Source organism: Streptomyces sp. NPDC026538 (assembly GCF_055567535.1).
In genome coordinates this window covers 534,883-551,433 of sequence record NZ_JBVHQG010000004.1, presented here as the reverse complement: position 1 = coordinate 551,433, position 16,551 = coordinate 534,883, and the positions used below count along the sequence as shown (strand labels likewise).

Annotated in this window: 17 protein-coding genes and 1 riboswitch; of the genes, 15 read left to right on the top strand and 2 right to left on the bottom strand. The window is 72.2% G+C overall.

The features are described from left to right. Window positions 1–81: 81 nt before the first annotated feature. From ACZ4N4_RS19455 to ACZ4N4_RS19440, 4 genes are all read left to right on the top strand, one after another. A complete protein-coding gene (locus ACZ4N4_RS19455) occupies window positions 82–2,244 on the top strand; it encodes a SpoIIE family protein phosphatase (RefSeq protein WP_467590207.1) in 2,163 nt (720 codons plus the stop codon). Then, window positions 2,241–2,975 carry a hypothetical protein gene (locus ACZ4N4_RS19450; protein ID WP_453567976.1) on the top strand — a complete coding sequence of 245 codons (735 nt, stop codon included), beginning with the start codon at window positions 2,241–2,243 and terminating at the stop codon, window positions 2,973–2,975. Before ACZ4N4_RS19455 ends, ACZ4N4_RS19450 begins: the two co-directional genes overlap by 4 nt. Before the next feature lie 27 nt (window positions 2,976–3,002). Beyond that, entirely contained in the window at window positions 3,003–3,431 is a 429-nt protein-coding gene (locus ACZ4N4_RS19445) for an OsmC family protein (RefSeq protein WP_453567978.1), read from the top strand. Between the two features lie 117 nt (window positions 3,432–3,548). Continuing rightward, a complete protein-coding gene (locus ACZ4N4_RS19440) occupies window positions 3,549–4,712 on the top strand; it encodes a cytochrome P450 (RefSeq protein ID WP_467590203.1) in 1,164 nt (387 codons plus the stop codon). 201 nt (window positions 4,713–4,913) lie between these two features. On the opposite strand, the gene ACZ4N4_RS19435 is transcribed toward ACZ4N4_RS19440, so the two are convergent. Next, window positions 4,914–5,723 carry a hypothetical protein gene (locus tag ACZ4N4_RS19435; RefSeq protein ID WP_467590200.1) on the bottom strand — a complete coding sequence of 270 codons (810 nt, stop codon included), beginning with the start codon at window positions 5,721–5,723 and terminating at the stop codon, window positions 4,914–4,916. Window positions 5,724–5,865: 142 nt separating this feature from the next. Continuing rightward, a complete protein-coding gene (locus ACZ4N4_RS19430; RefSeq protein ID WP_453567984.1) occupies window positions 5,866–6,123 on the bottom strand; it encodes a hypothetical protein in 258 nt (85 codons plus the stop codon). Between the two features lie 159 nt (window positions 6,124–6,282). Between ACZ4N4_RS19430 and ACZ4N4_RS19425 the strand changes: the two genes are divergently transcribed. From ACZ4N4_RS19425 to ACZ4N4_RS19375, 11 genes are all read left to right on the top strand, one after another. Continuing rightward, window positions 6,283–6,414, top strand: coding sequence for a putative leader peptide (locus tag ACZ4N4_RS19425; protein WP_360479219.1), 132 nt, complete (start codon window positions 6,283–6,285; stop codon window positions 6,412–6,414). A gap of 200 nt (window positions 6,415–6,614) precedes the next feature. Continuing rightward, window positions 6,615–7,487, top strand: coding sequence for a glutathione S-transferase C-terminal domain-containing protein (locus ACZ4N4_RS19420; RefSeq protein WP_467590196.1), 873 nt, complete (start codon window positions 6,615–6,617; stop codon window positions 7,485–7,487). Window positions 7,488–7,564: 77 nt separating this feature from the next. Further along, window positions 7,565–7,676, top strand: a riboswitch (SAM riboswitch). 402 nt (window positions 7,677–8,078) lie between these two features. Continuing rightward, the gene (locus ACZ4N4_RS19415; protein WP_467590193.1) at window positions 8,079–9,059 is read left to right on the top strand and encodes an amino acid ABC transporter permease; all 981 of its coding nucleotides are present in this window, start codon (window positions 8,079–8,081) and stop codon (window positions 9,057–9,059) included. Next, on the top strand, window positions 9,056–9,850 hold the full coding sequence (locus tag ACZ4N4_RS19410; RefSeq protein WP_453567989.1) for an amino acid ABC transporter ATP-binding protein: 795 nt from the start codon (window positions 9,056–9,058) through the stop codon (window positions 9,848–9,850). Before ACZ4N4_RS19415 ends, ACZ4N4_RS19410 begins: the two co-directional genes overlap by 4 nt. A 63-nt stretch (window positions 9,851–9,913) precedes the next feature. Continuing rightward, entirely contained in the window at window positions 9,914–10,939 is a 1,026-nt protein-coding gene (locus ACZ4N4_RS19405) for a transporter substrate-binding domain-containing protein (RefSeq protein WP_467590190.1), read from the top strand. A 57-nt stretch (window positions 10,940–10,996) separates the two neighbouring features. Then, window positions 10,997–11,542 carry a GNAT family N-acetyltransferase gene (locus ACZ4N4_RS19400; protein WP_467590187.1) on the top strand — a complete coding sequence of 182 codons (546 nt, stop codon included), beginning with the start codon at window positions 10,997–10,999 and terminating at the stop codon, window positions 11,540–11,542. A gap of 43 nt (window positions 11,543–11,585) precedes the next feature. Continuing rightward, entirely contained in the window at window positions 11,586–11,681 is a 96-nt protein-coding gene (locus ACZ4N4_RS19395) for a putative leader peptide (RefSeq protein WP_350785419.1), read from the top strand. 65 nt (window positions 11,682–11,746) lie between these two features. Next, the gene (locus ACZ4N4_RS19390; protein ID WP_467590183.1) at window positions 11,747–12,958 is read left to right on the top strand and encodes an LLM class flavin-dependent oxidoreductase; all 1,212 of its coding nucleotides are present in this window, start codon (window positions 11,747–11,749) and stop codon (window positions 12,956–12,958) included. A gap of 20 nt (window positions 12,959–12,978) precedes the next feature. Beyond that, on the top strand, window positions 12,979–14,352 hold the full coding sequence (locus tag ACZ4N4_RS19385) for an NtaA/DmoA family FMN-dependent monooxygenase (RefSeq protein ID WP_467590180.1): 1,374 nt from the start codon (window positions 12,979–12,981) through the stop codon (window positions 14,350–14,352). Then, on the top strand, window positions 14,349–15,431 hold the full coding sequence (locus tag ACZ4N4_RS19380) for an LLM class flavin-dependent oxidoreductase (protein WP_467590177.1): 1,083 nt from the start codon (window positions 14,349–14,351) through the stop codon (window positions 15,429–15,431). Before ACZ4N4_RS19385 ends, ACZ4N4_RS19380 begins: the two co-directional genes overlap by 4 nt. Then, window positions 15,424–16,548 carry an LLM class flavin-dependent oxidoreductase gene (locus tag ACZ4N4_RS19375; RefSeq protein WP_453568000.1) on the top strand — a complete coding sequence of 375 codons (1,125 nt, stop codon included), beginning with the start codon at window positions 15,424–15,426 and terminating at the stop codon, window positions 16,546–16,548. The genes ACZ4N4_RS19380 and ACZ4N4_RS19375 overlap by 8 nt, the downstream gene beginning before the upstream one ends. Window positions 16,549–16,551: the final 3 nt, after the last annotated feature.

Below are 16,551 nucleotides of genomic sequence, written 5' to 3'. Positions count from 1 at the left end.
GTCTGGGGTGACCATGGATGAAGACAGCACACCCGCCGACGTGCCACGAGCCAGGGCACCGGACGGGAGGGAAGATGAGGGATGGGCACGACGGACTCCTCCCGAGCAGTCGCCGGCCGGCCGGCGACCGGTCCCGCCGCGCCGCCCAGCGGCCTGCTGGATCTGCTCAGCGTCGCCGCGGTGGTGCTGAACTCGAAGGGCCAGGTGGTCCTCTGGAGCCCCAAGGCCGAGGAACTGTTCGGCCACAGCGCCGGCGAGGCGCTGGGGCAGTACGCGGCTCAGCTGATGGTCCACGAGGAGCACCGGGACGACGTCGCCAAGCTGTTCGCGCAGGTCATGGAGTCCGGCCAGGACTGGGCCGGGGTCTTTCCGGTCCGGCACAAGGACGGCAGCACCCGCCTCGTGGAGTTCCGCAACATGAGGCTGATGGACGATCTCGGCGGCTTCTACGCGCTGGGTCTCGCCGCCGACCAGGCCGCCGTGGAGCGGGTCGAACGGGACGCCGCCCTGGCCATGCGCCTGGTGTCCCAGTCCCCGGTCGGTCTGGCCATCCTGGACACGGACCTGCGGTACCGGGCCGTCAATCCCGCTCTGGAACGCATCACCGGCCAGCCCGCCGCCGAACGGCTGGGGCGTTCGGTCAGCGAGATCCTGACCTACCTGGACACGGGGCCCGAGGCGCGGCTGCGCAGGGTCCTGGAGACGGGCGAGTCGGTCGTGGACCGGGACATCGTCTGCCGTCCGCCCGGCGACCCGGACCACGACCACGCCTGGTCCGTCTCGTACTACCGGCTGGAGGACTCCGGCGGGCGGGTGCTGGGCCTGGCCTACTCCGTCATCGACGTCACCGAACGCCATCGGGCGGCCGCCGAGGCGGCCGACGCCCGGCGACGGCTGGCACTGATCGCCCAGGCCTCCGCCTCCGTGGGCACCACCCTGGATCTGGAGACGACGGCATGCGAGCTGGCCGACGTCGTCGTACCGGACCTGGCCGACGTGGCCGCGGTGGACGTGCTCGACCGGGCGCTCGACGGCCGGACCGTTGCGCGGGAGGGCCCGCTGTGCTTTCGCACCCTCGCCGTCAGCGCGGTCCACGCCGGTGAGGCGATGCGCGCGGCCCACCCGCCCGGCGGACTCGCCGTCTACGACAGCGACCGTCTGATCGCCCGGTGCGTGCGCACCGGTCAACCGGTCCTGCTGCCCCGCACCACGCCCCGGGACCTGGAGCTCATCGCCCGCCACGACGCGTCCGCCTCCCACCTCACGGACGCGGGCGTCCACTCCTACCTGGCCGTACCGCTGCCGGCCCGGGGCGAGGTCCTCGGCGCCCTGACCCTCGCCCGCACCCGGAACCCCGCGCCCTTCGACGACGACGACGTGTTCCTCGCCTGCGAGCTGGCCGCCCGGGCCGCGGTCTGCATCGACAACGCCCGCGGCTACCAGGCCCAGCGCCATGCGGCCCTCACCCTCCAGCGCAGTCTGCTCCCGCACCTCGCGACGCACCTGCCGGGCCTGGAGGTGGCCTGCCGCTACCAGCCCGCCGGCGCCACGAGCGAGATCGGCGGCGACTGGTACGACGCCATACCCCTGCGGGGCCACAAGACCGCCCTGGTCGTCGGGGACGTCATGGGCAGCGGCATCAACGCCGCCGCCACCATGGGGCAACTCCGCAGCGCCGCCCGCGCCTTCGCCGAACTCGACCTTGCCCCGGACGAGGCCCTGTACCACCTCGACCACCTCACCGAGGGCGGCGAGCAGGCCATCACCACCTGCCTCTACTGCGTCTGCGACCCGCACCGGGGCGAGTGCCGGATGTGTCTCGCCGGCCACCTGCCCCCGGCCCTGCTGCGGGCCGGCCACCCGGCGCGGCTGCTCGATCTGCCGGCCGGCGTACCGCTGGGCGTCGGCGGGGTGCTCTTCGAGGCCGCCACCGTCGACTTCCGCCCCGGCGACGAACTGGTCCTCTACACCGACGGCCTGGTCGAGACCCGCAGCGAACCCATCGACGCCCGCCTGGACACCCTGCTCGACGCCGTCACCGCGACCCGCGGCCGCGATCTGGAGGAGACCTGCGAACGCATCCTGGAGACGCTGCGGCCGCCCGGCGGCGAGGACGACGTCGCCCTGCTCATCGCCCGGGCCCAGCCCCTGCTCCCGGCGAGTCCGGCGAGTCCTGGGCGGGCGGAGACCTCCTGTACCGGCCGACCGGACGGCGAGTGGTCTCGGGGACAATCGTCGCCATGAACGACCGCATGGGCGATGCCGAGAACCGGCTGGCCAGGATCGAGCGGCTGCTGGCGGACGGCGAGCGCGAGGTGGTGCCCGCGTGGCGCAGGGCCACGCGGGGCGAGCCACGGTGGGCCGTGACCGCCGTCATCCTGGTGGCCGTGGCGCTCCAGCTGACGCTGCCCCACCGGCTCGCCCTCCAGCCGTACTGGGCCCTGCCGGCCCTGGAACTGGTGCTGCTGGCCGGCCTGATCATCGGCAACCCCCGGCGGGTGGAGCCCCGCACCCGGTGGCTGCGCGTCCTGGGCCTGGTCCTGATGGGCGCGATCAGCCTCGCCAACGGCTGGGCGGCGGTGCGGCTGGTGGTGGGTCTGGTGAACGGCACCGAGGGTGAGGACGCCGGACCGCTGCTGCTGACCGGCGGCGGCATCTGGCTGACGAACGTCATCGTGTTCGCCCTCTGGTACTGGGAGTGGGACCGCGGCGGACCGATGGCGCGGGTCCAGGGCCACCACCAGTACCCGGACTTCCTCTTCGTGCAGATGCAGAGCCCCGAGACCGCCCCGAGCGACTGGGAGCCGACCTTCCTCGACTACCTGTACCTGTCCTTCACCAACTCCACCGCCTTCAGCCCGACCGACGTGATGCCCTTGTCGCGGTGGGCCAAGATGCTGATGATGCTGCAGTCCTCCGTCTCCCTGGTGACGGTGGTGCTGGTGGTGGCGCGGGCCGTGAACATCCTGCGCTGACGGCCGGGCTGCCATAGGTTCGGCGGTATGAGCGAAGACTCCCTGCGCCTGGTGACGGTCGAGCGCACCGCCACCGGCAGCTTCACCGCGACGAACGCACGCGGCGGCACGATCGACTTCGGTACCGCCGACGGCACCGAGTTCACCCCGGTGGAGCTCCTGCTCGCCGCGATCGGCGGCTGCACCGCGGCCGACGTCGACGTCGCCACCAGCCGCCATGTGGAGCCGGCCGCCTTCACCGTCACCGTCAGCGGCCACAAGGCCGACGACGGTGACGGCAACCGGATGACGGACCTCGCGGTCGCCTTCTCGGTCACCTTCCCGGACGGCCCGTCGGGCGACCGGGCCCGCGCCATCCTGCCCCGGGCGGTCGCCGTCTCGCACGACCGGCTGTGCACGGTCAGCCGCACGATCGAGGCCGGGACGCCCATCGCCGTCTCGGTCGTGGACGAATGATCCCCGTGGGCGGGGTGTGCCGGCGGTCGGTCAGGGCCGGGGCGGCGAACCGGGCGTCCGGCGGGCATGCTTAGGTGGCGAGGTGAACGGATCCCCTCTGCCCGGCCGGACCGCGCGATGAGCACCGTCGACGCGTTCCCGCTCGGCGCCTCGACCACGCTCGCCGAACTCGCCCGCGATCCGCACCCGCGCCTGGCACGGCTGCGCGCCGACGAACCCGTCTCCTGGCTGCCCGAGTTGAACGGCTGGCTGGTCACCCGGCGCGACCTCGCGGTCGACGTGATGCGGGACGCCGTCACCTTCACCGTCGACGACCCGCGCTTCTCCACCGCCCAGGTCGTCGGCCCCAGCATGCTCTCCCTGGACGGCGCCGCGCACACCCGCCACCGCGAGCCCTTCGCCGCCCCCTTCCGGCCCCGCGAGGTGCACGACGGCTTCGCCGCGTTCATCGAGCGGGAGACCGACCGCCTCATCACCGCACTGGAACCGTCCGGCGCCGCCGAACTGCGCCGGACCTTCGCCGGACCGCTGGCCGTCGCCGTGGTCACCGAGGCGCTCGGACTGGTCGGGGCCACCACGGAAACCGTCCTCGCCTGGTACGACACGATCGTACGGTCCGTCTCGGACATCACCGAAGGACTGCAGGCGGGCCCCGCGGGCGCCGCCGCCTACGCGGAACTGCGGGCCGCCGTCGAGGCGACGGTCGCCGACCGGCACGCGTCCTCGCTCCTCGTCTCAGCGGCCGGCCGGCTGACACCGTCCGAAGTCGCCTCCAACGCGGCCGTCCTGATGTTCGGCGGTATCGAGACCACCGAGGCGATGATCACCAACGCGCTGCTCCACCTGCTCGGGAACCCCGGCCAGCTCGCCCTCGTCCGGGCCGAACCGACCCTGCTGGACGGCGCGATCGAGGAGTCGCTGCGCCTGGAGCCCGGAGCCGCGGTGGTGGACCGCTACGCCACCCGGGACGTCGTCCTCGGTCCGGCCGCCGTCCGCCGCGGCGACCTGGTCACCGTCTCCCTGACCGGCGCCAACCGTGACCCGGCCGTCTTCCCCGACCCGGACCGCTTCGACGTCCGCCGGGGCAACGCCCGTCTCCAACTGGCCTTCGCCCACGGCCCGCACCACTGCCTCGCCGCCCATCTCGCCCGCCTGGAGACCCGTATCGCCCTCCGGTGTCTGCTCGAACGCCTTCCCGGACTGCGCCTCGACCCGGAACGGCCCGCCGCGCCGTACGGCCTGGTGTTCCGCAAGCCGCCCAGCCTGCACGTGCGGTGGTGACGGTCCCGGCGCACGCGTACGACCGCTCCCGGCCCCCTAGTGCTGCGGCAGGCAACGTTCGCCCCGTCCCGACGCCCGGCACGCACTCTCGCCGCACCGGCCGAAAGCCCAAGTACATCCAGTACGAGGACTTCCGCCCGGCACACGGGGAGCACGCACCGGACGCCGCTCCTTGACGGGCAGACGTCGCCTGCCGCGGCACTAGTCGAACTGGCTCGGCATCGGCGCCGGGGTCTTGCCGGACAGCACGTCCTTGAGGCGCTGGGCGCCGGTCTGCACGGCCAGTGCGGTGCTGTCGTGGTCGACGCCGGACAGGCCGCCGTTGGTGACCGCCGCCCCGGAGGCGCCGATCCGCAGCACCGCCACGTCCGTGGTGTAGGTGGCGGACTGGCCGTTGGCGTTCCCCTGGACGGTCACCGTCAGGGCCTCGCGCGCGTCGCCCGACTTCGGCACCTTCGCCGACACGACCTGCACGGTCCGCCGGCCGCCGTCCTTGCCGGTGGCCGTGAACTGGTTGCACTTGTCCGGCAGGGTCTTCAGCCAGGCCAGCGTGGCGTCCAGGTTCGCCGAGCCGTAGTCGCCGACCTGGTACAGCATCCGGGAGTCCTCCGAGGTGAACCCGCGCAGCCCGGAGGCGCCCGAAGCGCGGCCGAGGAGGCTGTCGGAGTACAGGGCGTCGAGGAGGCGCTGGCAGTCGGCGGCATCCGACTTGGCGGTGAGGAAGGCGGCCACGTCGACCTTCCCGACCAGCATCGAGTTGCGCCAGGTCGCCGCGTCTTTGGCCAGCTGCCAGTTGTCCTCGATGTCGGCCGGCGTGATCAGCGCGGCCTGCGCACCCGCCCTGGTGAGGGCGGGGGTCGCCGACGGGGACGCGGGCGAGTGCTCGCCGGCGGGCGAGACGGACACGGCCTCGGGGCCCCCGCTCTCGTCCGTGCAGGCCGCCGTGGCGAGCAGGATCCCCGTCGCCAGGGCCGAGACGAGAACACGCACGGGTCGGGACGGACGGATCATCGCGACTGCCTCCTCGGGAACGCGGTACGTCGCTCCGCGGGGGCAGCGGTGCTGCGTCACTGCGCGGGCAACGGCGGTACGTCCCTCCACGCCACCATCCGGCACGGGCGCCGACCACCCGCGCGTGCCATCCGGGTGAGCGTCATGATCCGGGAACCGTGATCCGCACCTTCCGGCTGCCGCAGCGCGGGCACACCGCGTCGGTGAGCGGCGACCGCACGGCCCGGCCGGCCTCGTCGACGTACTCCTGGGTGCTCCGCAGGTCCGGGTCGGCGATCGGGTCGGTGAAGAACACCGCCTGGAAGGTGGCCTCCCAGACCTCGCCGCACCGCCCGCAGGCGAACACGAAGGTCTCGGGCACGGCGCCGGGCACGGGCCCGGGACCCGGGGGCTCGCTCATCGCATCCGGCTCCTGTCACTCGGCCTGCGCCTCCAGCGGACATCCCCTGGCGCCCCGCGGCAAGCCGGGCCGGCCGTCCCAGGCGTGGACGCCCCCTTGACGGCACGCGGAGGCCGATCGACACTCCAGGTGGGAATCCTAGTGAAAAGGTAGGGAAAGATGGGTCGGCTGCGCACGGTCACCGGCAGACAGCGCCGAGGGAACCGCACGCCCTGCCCCGTTCCGCTGCTCACCTCCCGCCTGCACATCGACCTGCAGCGCGTGTGCAGCGCCATCAGCCGCACCGGCTGAGCACCCTCCGCCGGCCGTACCCGCCGCCGGCCGTACCCGCCGCCCGGCCATGACCGGCCGGGCGCCCGTAGCCGGCCGCACCCGCCGAACGCCCACCCACCGAGCGTCCGGCCCTCGGGCGCCCGCCCACCGAGCGCCCACCCACCGACGAACGCTTCCGCCGCGCGTACGTCCGCGCGCCTCTACCCCCGGGGAGACGCATGTCCATCACTCCGCTCGCCGCCGTTCCGTCCGTCCGCACCGGCCCCGCCTTCCGCGGGCGCATCGGCCGGGACGCCCGCAGCGGGCACTACGCCGTGCCGCGCCGCTACCGGCTCCACCTCGCCACCGCCTGTCCCGACGGCCTCCGCATCGCCGTCGGCCACAGCCTGCTGGCCCTCGACGACTGTTGTCCGGTCACCTTCCTGGCCGCCGTCCCGGACTGTTCCGACGGCAGCCACTCGGCGCTGCGCCCGCTGTACGAGGCGAGTGCCCACCACTACTCGGGTCCGGCCCTCGCGCCGGTGCTCAGTGACGACTGGTCAGGCCGGATCGTCAGCACGCACAGCCGGGACATCCTGCGCGACCTGGACCGCCACTTCGGCGACGGCGGCGTCCGGCTGTACCCGTGCGGTGCCGAGGCCGAGATCGAGGAGGTCGAGCGGCTCTGCGCGGAGGACATCGAACAGGCGGCACAGCACGCCGGCCGGGAGGGCGGCGACCCGGAGGCGCTCGAGACGCTGCTGGCCGCCCTGGACGAGCTGGAGCACCGCCTGACCGGCACCGAGTTCCTGGTCGGCGGGCAACTCACGGCCGCGGACGTCGAGTTGTGGGTGTCCCTGGTGCAACTCGACACCGTGCACCGCAACCACCTGGACGCCGCCGCCGTGCACGCCATCGCCGGCCACCCGGTGCTGTGGGCCTACGCCCGCCGGCTGGCCGCCCACCCGGCCTTCGGCGCCCATCTGGACCTCGACGGCATCGCCCGCCGCCACCACGGCCGTTGCCAGGGCCTGGAGGCCGCCGGCGCGGCCGTCCAGATCCTGGACTGGGCGGGCCATGCGGCGGACGCTCCCGGCGCTTCACGCAGGTGAGAGCGTTCCGAACCGTTTCGCCAGTCGGACAGGCGTTGACATTCGTTCGGACGGCTGCCTAACTTACGGACCAGAACGGTCAAGAGCGTCAGCATCAAGCCCTGGCTTGCTGACCGGCAACCCTCGCACCGCGGTGGGGTGCCCCAGGTGACGACCGGACCGGATGACGATGTTCGGTAAGCGCGAGGCCCCCAGGGGCCGCCACAACAGTGACAGGTGACGGGACATGTACGCAGCTTCCAGGTCGGCCGAGGGCCGCACCCCGGGCTGCGTACAGCCGTATCCGAGCCCGCTGGTCGCCGACCGCGCCGTCGACCTGCTCCGCGTCAACAGCGCCCTGTGTAGCGCGTGTACCGCACCGGGCCGCGCCCGCTGTCGGGTCTGACCAGGCCTTTCCGCCTCGCCCGCAGCGCGGCTCCCGCAGCCTCGCGTCCCAGCGTCCTCGTCGAAGCACCGGCCGCCCCGGTGTGAAGCCGTCCGCCCCATCCCGTGTCCCGCGCGCCCCCGCGCACCTGTGCCGTGTCCCGACGCGGTGCGGTGCCGCGGCCCCGGCTGTGTGATCCGGGGTGTCCGACTCCGCCGGAGCCCGCCATGAGTGAACCCCCAGGCGTCCTGTCCGTGGCCGAGGCGCCACCGCCCACTGACGCACCGTCAAAATCTCTGAAAAGCCAGCGAGTTCAGCCACTGCGCCGACCCGGCCGGTGGATCGCCACCGCCGTCGTCCTGGTGCTCGTCGCGCAGTTCGTGCACGGACTGGCCAGCAACCCCTTCTACCAGTGGGACCGCTTCCGCTACTGGTTCCTGCGCCCCACCATCCTCGACGGGCTCGTCGTCACCCTCGAAGTCGCCGCGCTCAGCGCCGTACTTGGCCTGCTCGGCGGCGTCGTACTCGCCCTCGCGAGGCTTTCCGGCAGTCCGGTGCTGCGGGCGGTCAGCTGGACCTACACCTGGCTGTTCCGCTCGATCCCGCTGATCGTCCTGCTGATCTTCCTCTACAACTTCTCCGCCCTCTACAAGACGCTCAGCCTGGGTGTTCCCTTCGGTCCGTCCTTCGTCACCTTCGACGAGTCGAAGCTCGCCACCGACATGGCCATCGCCGTGATCGGCCTCAGCCTCAACGAGGCGGCCTACGCCTCCGAGGTGGTGCGCGGCGGCATCCTCTCCGTCGACCAGGGCCAGCACGAGGCGGCCGCCGCGCTCGGCCTGCCCAAGGGCTACCAGTTCACCCGGATCGTCTTCCCGCAGGCCCTGCGCTCCATCGTGCCGAATTACGTCAACCAGCTCATCGGCCTGATCAAGAGCACGTCCCTGGTGTTCTACGTCTCGCTGCTCGACCTCTTCGGCTCGGTGCAGTCCATGGGCAGCACCTACCCCGGTGACATCGTGCCGCTGCTGCTCGTCGCCACCGTCTGGTACCTGATCCTGACCAGCGCCGTCTCCGTGGTGCAGTACTACGTCGAGCGGTACTTCGCCCGCGGCGCCACCCGCACGCTGCCGCCGACCCCCCTCCAAAGACTCCGCACCGGCCTGGCCGGCCTGCGGGAACGGATACGCCGGGAGGCCGCCGTATGACCACCGCACCGGAGAAGGCGCCGGACATCGCGCCGGCCGCCCTGGAGATCCACGACGTCCACAAGTCGTACGGCGCCCACCGCGTCCTCGACGGCATCGACCTGACCGTCCGTCCCGGCGAGGTCACCGTCGTCCTCGGCCCGTCCGGCTCCGGAAAGTCCACGCTGCTCCGGGTCGTCAACCACCTGGAGAAGCCCGAGTCCGGCTACGTCAGCGTCGGCGGCGAGCTGATCGGTGTCAAACGCCACGGCGACGGTCTCAAGGAACTGAGCGAACGCGCCATCCTGGCCCAGCGCAGCCGGATCGGTTTCGTCTTCCAGAACTTCAACCTGTTCCCGCACCTGACGGTCCTCGACAACGTCGCGGCCGCCCCCGTCGCCACCGGAAAGCTGACCAGGCCGGAGGCCCAGCGGCTGGCCAAGGAACTCCTCGAACGGGTCGGCCTCGGCGAGCGCGTCGGCGCCTATCCACGCCAGCTCTCGGGCGGTCAGCAGCAGCGCGTCGCCATCGCCCGCGCCCTCGCGCTGCGCCCCGGGATCATCCTGTTCGACGAGCCGACCTCCGCGCTCGACCCCGAACTGGTCGGCGAGGTCCTCGCGGTCATCAAGGACCTGGCGTCCAGCGGCACCACCCTGGTGATCGTCACCCACGAGATCGGCTTCGCCCGCGAGGTCGCCGACCGGATCGTCTTCATCGACGGCGGAAAGATCGTCGAACAGGGCCCGCCCGCCGAGATCCTCGACCATCCGCGGCACGAACGGACCCGGGACTTCCTGCGCAAGGTCCTCTGAACGGCCTCCCCCCTTCATTTCCCGCTCGACCTCTCACCTTTCGCTCGAACACGAAGGACAGCCATGCCCACGCTCCTCTCCCGACGCAGCCTGATCCGCGGCCTCACCACGGCGACCGCCGTCGCGACCCTCGCCACCGGGCTCGCCGCCTGCGGGGGCGACAGCGACGCGGCCACCACGACCGGCAGCGCCAAGAGCGGCGAGGTCGTCATCGGACAGGTCTCCAACGGCGCCGCCCAGCAGACCACCATCAAGGTCTCCGAGGTCAAGTCCATCAGCGCCGAACTGCCCGCCGCCGTCCGCAAGAGCGGCAAGCTCGTCATCGGCGAGGGCGCCCTGCCCGCCGGGTTCCCGCCGCTGGCCTACGTGGGCGGCGACCAGAAGACCCTCACCGGTTCCGAACCCGATTTGGCCCGGCTGGTCGCCGCGGTCTTCGGCCTCACACCCGAGGTGAAGAACTTCACCTGGGAGAACATGTTCGTCGGCATCGACAGCGGCAAGGTCGACGTGGCCCTCTCCAACATCACCGACACCGAGGAGCGGAAGAAGAAGTACGAGTTCGCCTCCTACCGGCAGGACAACCTCGCCTTCACCGTTCCGAAGAAGAGCACCTGGAACTTCGGCGGGAACTACGAGAACCTCGCCGGCAAGACCGTCTCCGTCAGCGCCGGCACCAACCAGGAGAAGATCCTCCTGGAGTGGAAGGCCAAGCTGGCCAAGGAGGGCAAGAAGCTCGCGGTCAAGTACTACCAGGACAGCAACAGCGTCTACCTGGCCCTCAACAGCGGCAAGATCGACGCCTACCTCGGCCCCAACCCCGGCATCGCGTACCACAACAGGCAGACCGCGAACACGCCCAACGCCACCCGCACCGCGGGCACCTACTCCGGCGCGGGCGGCAGCCTCCAGGGCCTGATCGCGGCCACCGCGAAGAAGGACAGCGGCCTCGCCAAGCCGCTCGCCGACGCCATCAACTACCTGATCGAGAACGGCCAGTACGCCGAGTGGCTCAAGGCCTACAACCTCTCCAACGAGGCCGTCGCCAAGTCCGAGGTCAACCCGCCCGGACTGCCGCTCGACAACTCCTGACCAACCGTCAATATGCACCCCTGCAGCACCCGCAAGGCGAGAAAGGACCCCGCCTCCGTGACCCTCCAGACCGACCGCCACGGAAGCGGGGCCCCGCTCGCACCCGATACGTCCCCGCTCGACAACGCCGTCCGGTCGGCCCTCACCGGCCCGCACGCCCACCTCGCGAAGCGAAGCGAGATGGGCGTGCGGGCCGAAGGCCGGGGGAGGGTCGCCCGGGCGGCCCGTCACCCCGACGACGTCTACGCCTATGCCGCCCTCGCCGACGCCACCGACCCGGACGCCCGGGTCGACCTGCGCACGCTCGTCGGCCCGGGAACGACCGTGAAGATCAGGCCGGTCGAGCAGGCACCGCCCGGCTGGACGGGGATCAGCACCGTCCGCACCGACCCGGAGCGCCGGGGCCGGGGTCTTGCCACCCGCCTCGTCCGCGCGGTCGCCGCCGGGATCCGGGAGCGCGGCGACACCCCGTTCCCGCACGCGGCCCCGGGCAACGCGAACGCGATCCGGCTCTACGAGTCGATCGGCTTCACCGAGCGGCTGCGCGGCCGCACCCTGCTGCCGCGCGGCCCGGGAACAACCACCGAACCCGGTCTGTTGTGACTCACGACGAGATGTACGCGGAGCAGGCGGGGAGGTGCGGGACGTGACACGTGTCCTCAGCCCCAGCCGCCGTACCGTCCTGCACTCCCGGCCGCACATCGACCTCCAGCGCGTGGCCGGCGCGCTCTGTTGTTCCTGACCAGTCGTCCCCGCAGCGCCCCCTCTCCGGCGCGCCCTCGTACGGACCTTCAGGAAGGCACCCCTGTGTCCTCATCTCCCGCTTCCCCTCTGCACCTCGCCGTCGCCCTGGACGGTACCGGCTGGCACCCCGCGTCCTGGCGCGAGCCGGTCGCCCGCCCCCGCGACCTGTTCACCGCCGGATACTGGGCCGGTCTGGTCGCCGAGGCCGAGCGCGGTCTCCTCGACTTCGTCACCATCGAGGACGGCCTCGGCCTGCAGTCCTCGCACTACGGCGAACTGGACGGCCGCACCGACCAGGTCCGCGGCCGGCTGGACGCCGTCCTGATCGCGTCCCGGATCGCGCCGTTGTCCCGCCACATCGGCCTGGTGCCGACGGTGATCGCCACCCACACCGAGCCGTTCCACATCTCCAAGGCGATCGCCACCCTCGACTACGTCAGCACCGGCCGCGCCGGCCTTCGGGTGCAGATCTCCGCCCGCCCGCACGAGGCCGACCACTTCGGCCGCCGTACCTTCCCGCCGATCGACCTCGCACAGCTGCGGTCGCCGGCCGGACAGCAGCGGCTCGCCGAGCACTTCGACGAGGCCGCCGACCACGTCGAGGCCGTACGCCGGCTCTGGGACAGCTGGGAGGACGACGCCGAGATCCGGGACGCGGCCACCGGCCGCTTCATCGACCGCGACAAGCTGCACTACATCGACTTCGAAGGCCGGCACTTCAGCGTCAAGGGCCCCTCCATCACCCCGCGGCCGCCGCAGGGCCAGCCGCTCGTCACCGCCCTCGGCCACCAGACCGTCCCCTACCGGCTGATCGCCCGGCAGGCCGACGTCGGCTACGTCACCCCGCGGGACGGCGCCGACGCCCGCGCCATCGTCGCCGAGATCCGCGCCGAGCAGGAGACCGCCGGCCGGGCCGACGACATCGTGCACGTCTTCGGTGACCTCGTGGTCTTCCTGGACGACGACCAGGCCGCGGCCGCCGCCCGCAAGGAACGCCTCGACGCCCTCGACGGCTCCCCCTTCACCAGCGACGCCCGGATCTTCACCGGAACGGCGGCCGAACTCGCCGACCTTCTGGAGGAGTTCGCCGCCGAAGGCCTCACCGGCTTCCGGCTGCGGCCCGCCGTCCTCGGCCACGACCTGCCGCGCATCACCGCGGACCTGGTCCCCGAACTCCAGCGCCGCGGCCGCTTCCGCACCGCCTACGAGGCCGACACCCTGCGCGGCCTGCTCGGGCTCGCCCGCCCCGCCAACCGCTACGCCGCGACCGCCTGAGCCGGAAGGACCGCACTCCCATGAGCAAGCCACTGAAGCAGATCCACCTGGCCGCGCACTTCCCCGGCGTCAACAACACCACCGTGTGGAGCGACCCCGCCGCGGGCAGCCACATCGAGTTCAGTTCCTTCACGCACTTCGCGCAGACCGCCGAACGCGCCAGGTTCGACTTCCTGTTCCTCGCCGAGGGCCTGAGGCTGCGCGAACAGGGCGGGAAGATATACGACCTGGACGTCGTCGGCCGCCCCGACACCTTCACCGTGCTGGCCGCGCTGGCCGCCGTCACCGAGCACCTCGGGCTGACCGGCACCATCAACTCCACCTTCAACGAGCCCTACGAGGTGGCCCGCCAGTTCGCCAGTCTCGACCACCTCTCCGGCGGCCGGGCCGCCTGGAACGTGGTCACCTCCTGGGACGCGTTCACCGGCGAGAACTTCCGGCGCGGCGGCTTCCTGCCGCAGGACGAGCGCTACTCCCGCGCCAAGGAGTTCCTCGCCACCGCGAACGAGCTCTTCGACTCCTGGCACGGCGACGAGATCCTCGCCGACCAGGCCACCGGCACCTTCCTGAGCGACGCCAGGGCCGGCTCCTTCGTGCACAAGGGCCCCCAGTTCGACATCCACGGGCAGTTCAACGTGCCGCGCTCCCCGCAGGGCCGCCCGGTGATCTTCCAGGCCGGCGAGTCCGACGAGGGCCGCGAGTTCGCCGCGTCCGGTGCCGACGCGATCTTCAGCCGGTACGCCACCCTCGACGCCGGCCAGGCCTTCTACACCGACGTGAAGTCCCGCCTCGCCAAGTACGGCCGCCGCCCCGAGGAACTGCTGATCCTGCCCGCCGCCAGCTTCGTCCTCGGCGACACCGACGAGGAGGCCGAGGAGATCGCCCACCAGGTGCGCCGCCAGCAGGTCAGCGGCGCGACGGCCCTCAAGCACCTGGAGTTCGTCTGGAACCGGGACCTGTCGTCGTACGACCCCGAGGGACCGCTGCCCGACGTGGACCCGCTGGTGAGCGAGGAGCACATCTCCCGGGGCCGCGCGCAGGTCCGGATGTACCGCGACCCGCTCGCCATCGCCCGCGAGTGGCGTGAGCTCGCCGAGGCCAACAAGTGGTCCATCCGCGACCTCGTGATCAACACCGGCAACCGGCAGACCTTCGTCGGCTCCCCGGCCACCGTCGCCCGCACCATCAACGACTTCGTGCAGGCGGACGTCTCCGACGGCTTCATCCTGGTCCCGCACATCACCCCCGGCGGCCTCGACACCTTCGCCGACACGGTCGTACCGCTGCTCCAGGAACAGGGCGTCCACCGCACCGAGTACGAGGGCACCACCCTGCGCGACCACCTCGGCCTCGCCCACCCGGACGCGCCCCGCGGCGAGCGGGTGGCGTCGTGAGGTTCCTGGCGATCACCCTGATCGTGCATCGCCCGGATCCGGTCACGGGAAGACAGAAGTCCACCCACGAGCGGTTCCGGGAGGTCCTCGACAACGCCGTGCTCGCCGAGGAACTGGGCTTCGACGGCTTCGGGGTGGGGGAGCGGCACGAACGCCCGTTCATCTCCTCCTCGCCGACGGTGGTGCTCAGCCATGTCGCCGCGCTCACCCGGCGCATCCGGCTCTTCACCGCGGTGACCACGCTGAGCCTGCTGGACCCGGTCCGGGCATACGAGGACTACGCGACCCTCGACCATCTCTCCGAGGGCCGCCTCGACCTGATCATCGGCAAGGGCAACGGCACCGCCCAGCGCGAGCTGTTCCATGTCACGCCCGAGGACCAGTGGGACCGCAACGCCGAGAGCTACGAGGTGTTCCGGCGGCTGTGGCGACAGGACAAGGTCACGGCGAAGACCAGGTTCCGGCCCGAGCTGACGGACGCCGAGGTCTGGCCGCGCCCCTACCAGCGGCCGGTGCGGGTCTGGCACGGCAGCGCCACCAGCAAGGAGTCCGTCGACCTCGCGGCCCGCTACGGCGACCCGCTGTTCTCCGCGAACGTCACCAACCCCATCGAGCCCTACGCCGAGTTGATCCGCTACTACCGGGAACGCTGGGAGCACCACGGCCACGACCCGGCGGACATCGCCGTCGGCGCGGGCACGGCGGGCGTCCTGGTGGCGCCCACCAGCCAGCAGGCGCTGGCCGCCTACCGCCCGGTGTTCGAGGCGAACCTGGCCTTCTTCCGGCGGGCCGGCCTGCCGGTCGTCTTCGAGACCCTGGAGGACTTCGTCGAGCGCAGCTCGGCGCTGATCGGCAGTCCGCAGCAGGTCATCGACAAAGTGCACCGCTACCACGACCAGTTCGGGCACACGGTCCTGCATCTGCACGCCGACGCCGGCGGGCTGACGGACACCCAGCACCGCGACTCGCTGGAGCTGTTCCAGTCGGCGGTGGCCCCGGTCCTGCGCAAGGACATCCCCGACCCACCGTTCCCGTGGGCACCCGTACCGCCGGCCGCCGAGGAGCCCGCACATGTCTGACATCCCCCTCGGCGTCCTCGACCTGGTGCCGGTCCCGAGCGGCGCCACCGCCGCCGACGCGCTGCGCAACTCCATCGAACTCGCCCAGCGAACCGAGGAGTTCGGCTACTCCCGCTACTGGTTCGCCGAGCACCACCTCAACCCGGGGGTGGCCGGCACGTCACCCGCGGTGGTCCTGGCGCTCACCGCCGCCGCGACCTCCACCATCCGGCTCGGTTCCGGCGCCGTACAGCTCGGGCACCGCACCGCGCTGTCCACCGTCGAGGAGTTCGGCCTCCTCGACGCCCTGCACCCGGGCCGCCTCGACCTGGGCCTCGGCCGCTCCGGCGGCCGCCCGCCCGCGGAGGGGACGGAGAGCCCGACGACGACCCCGGTGGTCGACGGCCGGGCCCCCAACGGCCTGGTCATCCCGCCCCGCTTCTCCTTCGCCCGCCTCCTCGGCTCCCCGCGGATCGCGCTCCACCGCAAGCTGCTGCTGCTCCCGGGCGCCGAGTCCCAGGACTACGCCGAACAGATCGACGACATCCTCGCGCTGCTGGCCGGGACCTACCGCACCGAGGACGGCGTCGAGGCCCACATCGTGCCCGGCGAGGGTGCCGAGCTCGAGGTGTGGATCCTCGGCAGCAGCGGCGGCGAGAGCGCCCAGGCCGCGGGCGAGCGGGGCCTGCGCTTCGCCGCCAACTACCACGTCAGCCCGGCCACGGTCCTGGAGGCGGTGGACGGCTACCGGTCGTACTTCCAGCCCTCGGACGTGCTCGACAAGCCGTACGTCAGCGTCTCCGCCGACGTCGTGGTCGCCGAGGACGACGCCACCGCCCGCGAACTCGCCACCGGGTACGGCGCCTGGGTGCGCAGCATCCGCACCGCCGAGGGCGCCATCCCGTTCCCCACCCCCGACGAGGCCCGGGCCCACGTCTGGACGGACGAGGACCGGGAGCTGGTCCAGGACCGCCTCGACACCCAGTTCGTGGGCAGCCCGCAGCACGTCGCCGACCGCCTGGAACAGCTCCAGGAGGCCACCGGCGCCGACGAGTTGCTCATCACGACGATCACCCACGACCAGGCCGACCGCGTCCGCTCCTACGAACTCCTCGCGGCGGAATGGCGTCGGCGCTGAGGC

Coding starts and splice junctions, on each gene's coding strand:
- ACZ4N4_RS19440 (WP_467590203.1), top strand. CDS start 3,549: ATGAGCACCGTCGACGCGTTCCCGCTCGGCGCCTCGACCACGCTCGCC.
- ACZ4N4_RS19405 (WP_467590190.1), top strand. CDS start 9,914: ATGCCCACGCTCCTCTCCCGACGCAGCCTGATCCGCGGCCTCACCACG.
- ACZ4N4_RS19445 (WP_453567978.1), top strand. CDS start 3,003: ATGAGCGAAGACTCCCTGCGCCTGGTGACGGTCGAGCGCACCGCCACC.
- ACZ4N4_RS19415 (WP_467590193.1), top strand. CDS start 8,079: ATGAGTGAACCCCCAGGCGTCCTGTCCGTGGCCGAGGCGCCACCGCCC.
- ACZ4N4_RS19450 (WP_453567976.1), top strand. CDS start 2,241: ATGAACGACCGCATGGGCGATGCCGAGAACCGGCTGGCCAGGATCGAG.
- ACZ4N4_RS19430 (WP_453567984.1), bottom strand. CDS start 6,123: ATGAGCGAGCCCCCGGGTCCCGGGCCCGTGCCCGGCGCCGTGCCCGAG.
- ACZ4N4_RS19425 (WP_360479219.1), top strand. CDS start 6,283: ATGGGTCGGCTGCGCACGGTCACCGGCAGACAGCGCCGAGGGAACCGC.
- ACZ4N4_RS19435 (WP_467590200.1), bottom strand. CDS start 5,723: ATGATCCGTCCGTCCCGACCCGTGCGTGTTCTCGTCTCGGCCCTGGCG.
- ACZ4N4_RS19410 (WP_453567989.1), top strand. CDS start 9,056: ATGACCACCGCACCGGAGAAGGCGCCGGACATCGCGCCGGCCGCCCTG.
- ACZ4N4_RS19420 (WP_467590196.1), top strand. CDS start 6,615: ATGTCCATCACTCCGCTCGCCGCCGTTCCGTCCGTCCGCACCGGCCCC.
- ACZ4N4_RS19375 (WP_453568000.1), top strand. CDS start 15,424: ATGTCTGACATCCCCCTCGGCGTCCTCGACCTGGTGCCGGTCCCGAGC.
- ACZ4N4_RS19385 (WP_467590180.1), top strand. CDS start 12,979: ATGAGCAAGCCACTGAAGCAGATCCACCTGGCCGCGCACTTCCCCGGC.
- ACZ4N4_RS19455 (WP_467590207.1), top strand. CDS start 82: ATGGGCACGACGGACTCCTCCCGAGCAGTCGCCGGCCGGCCGGCGACC.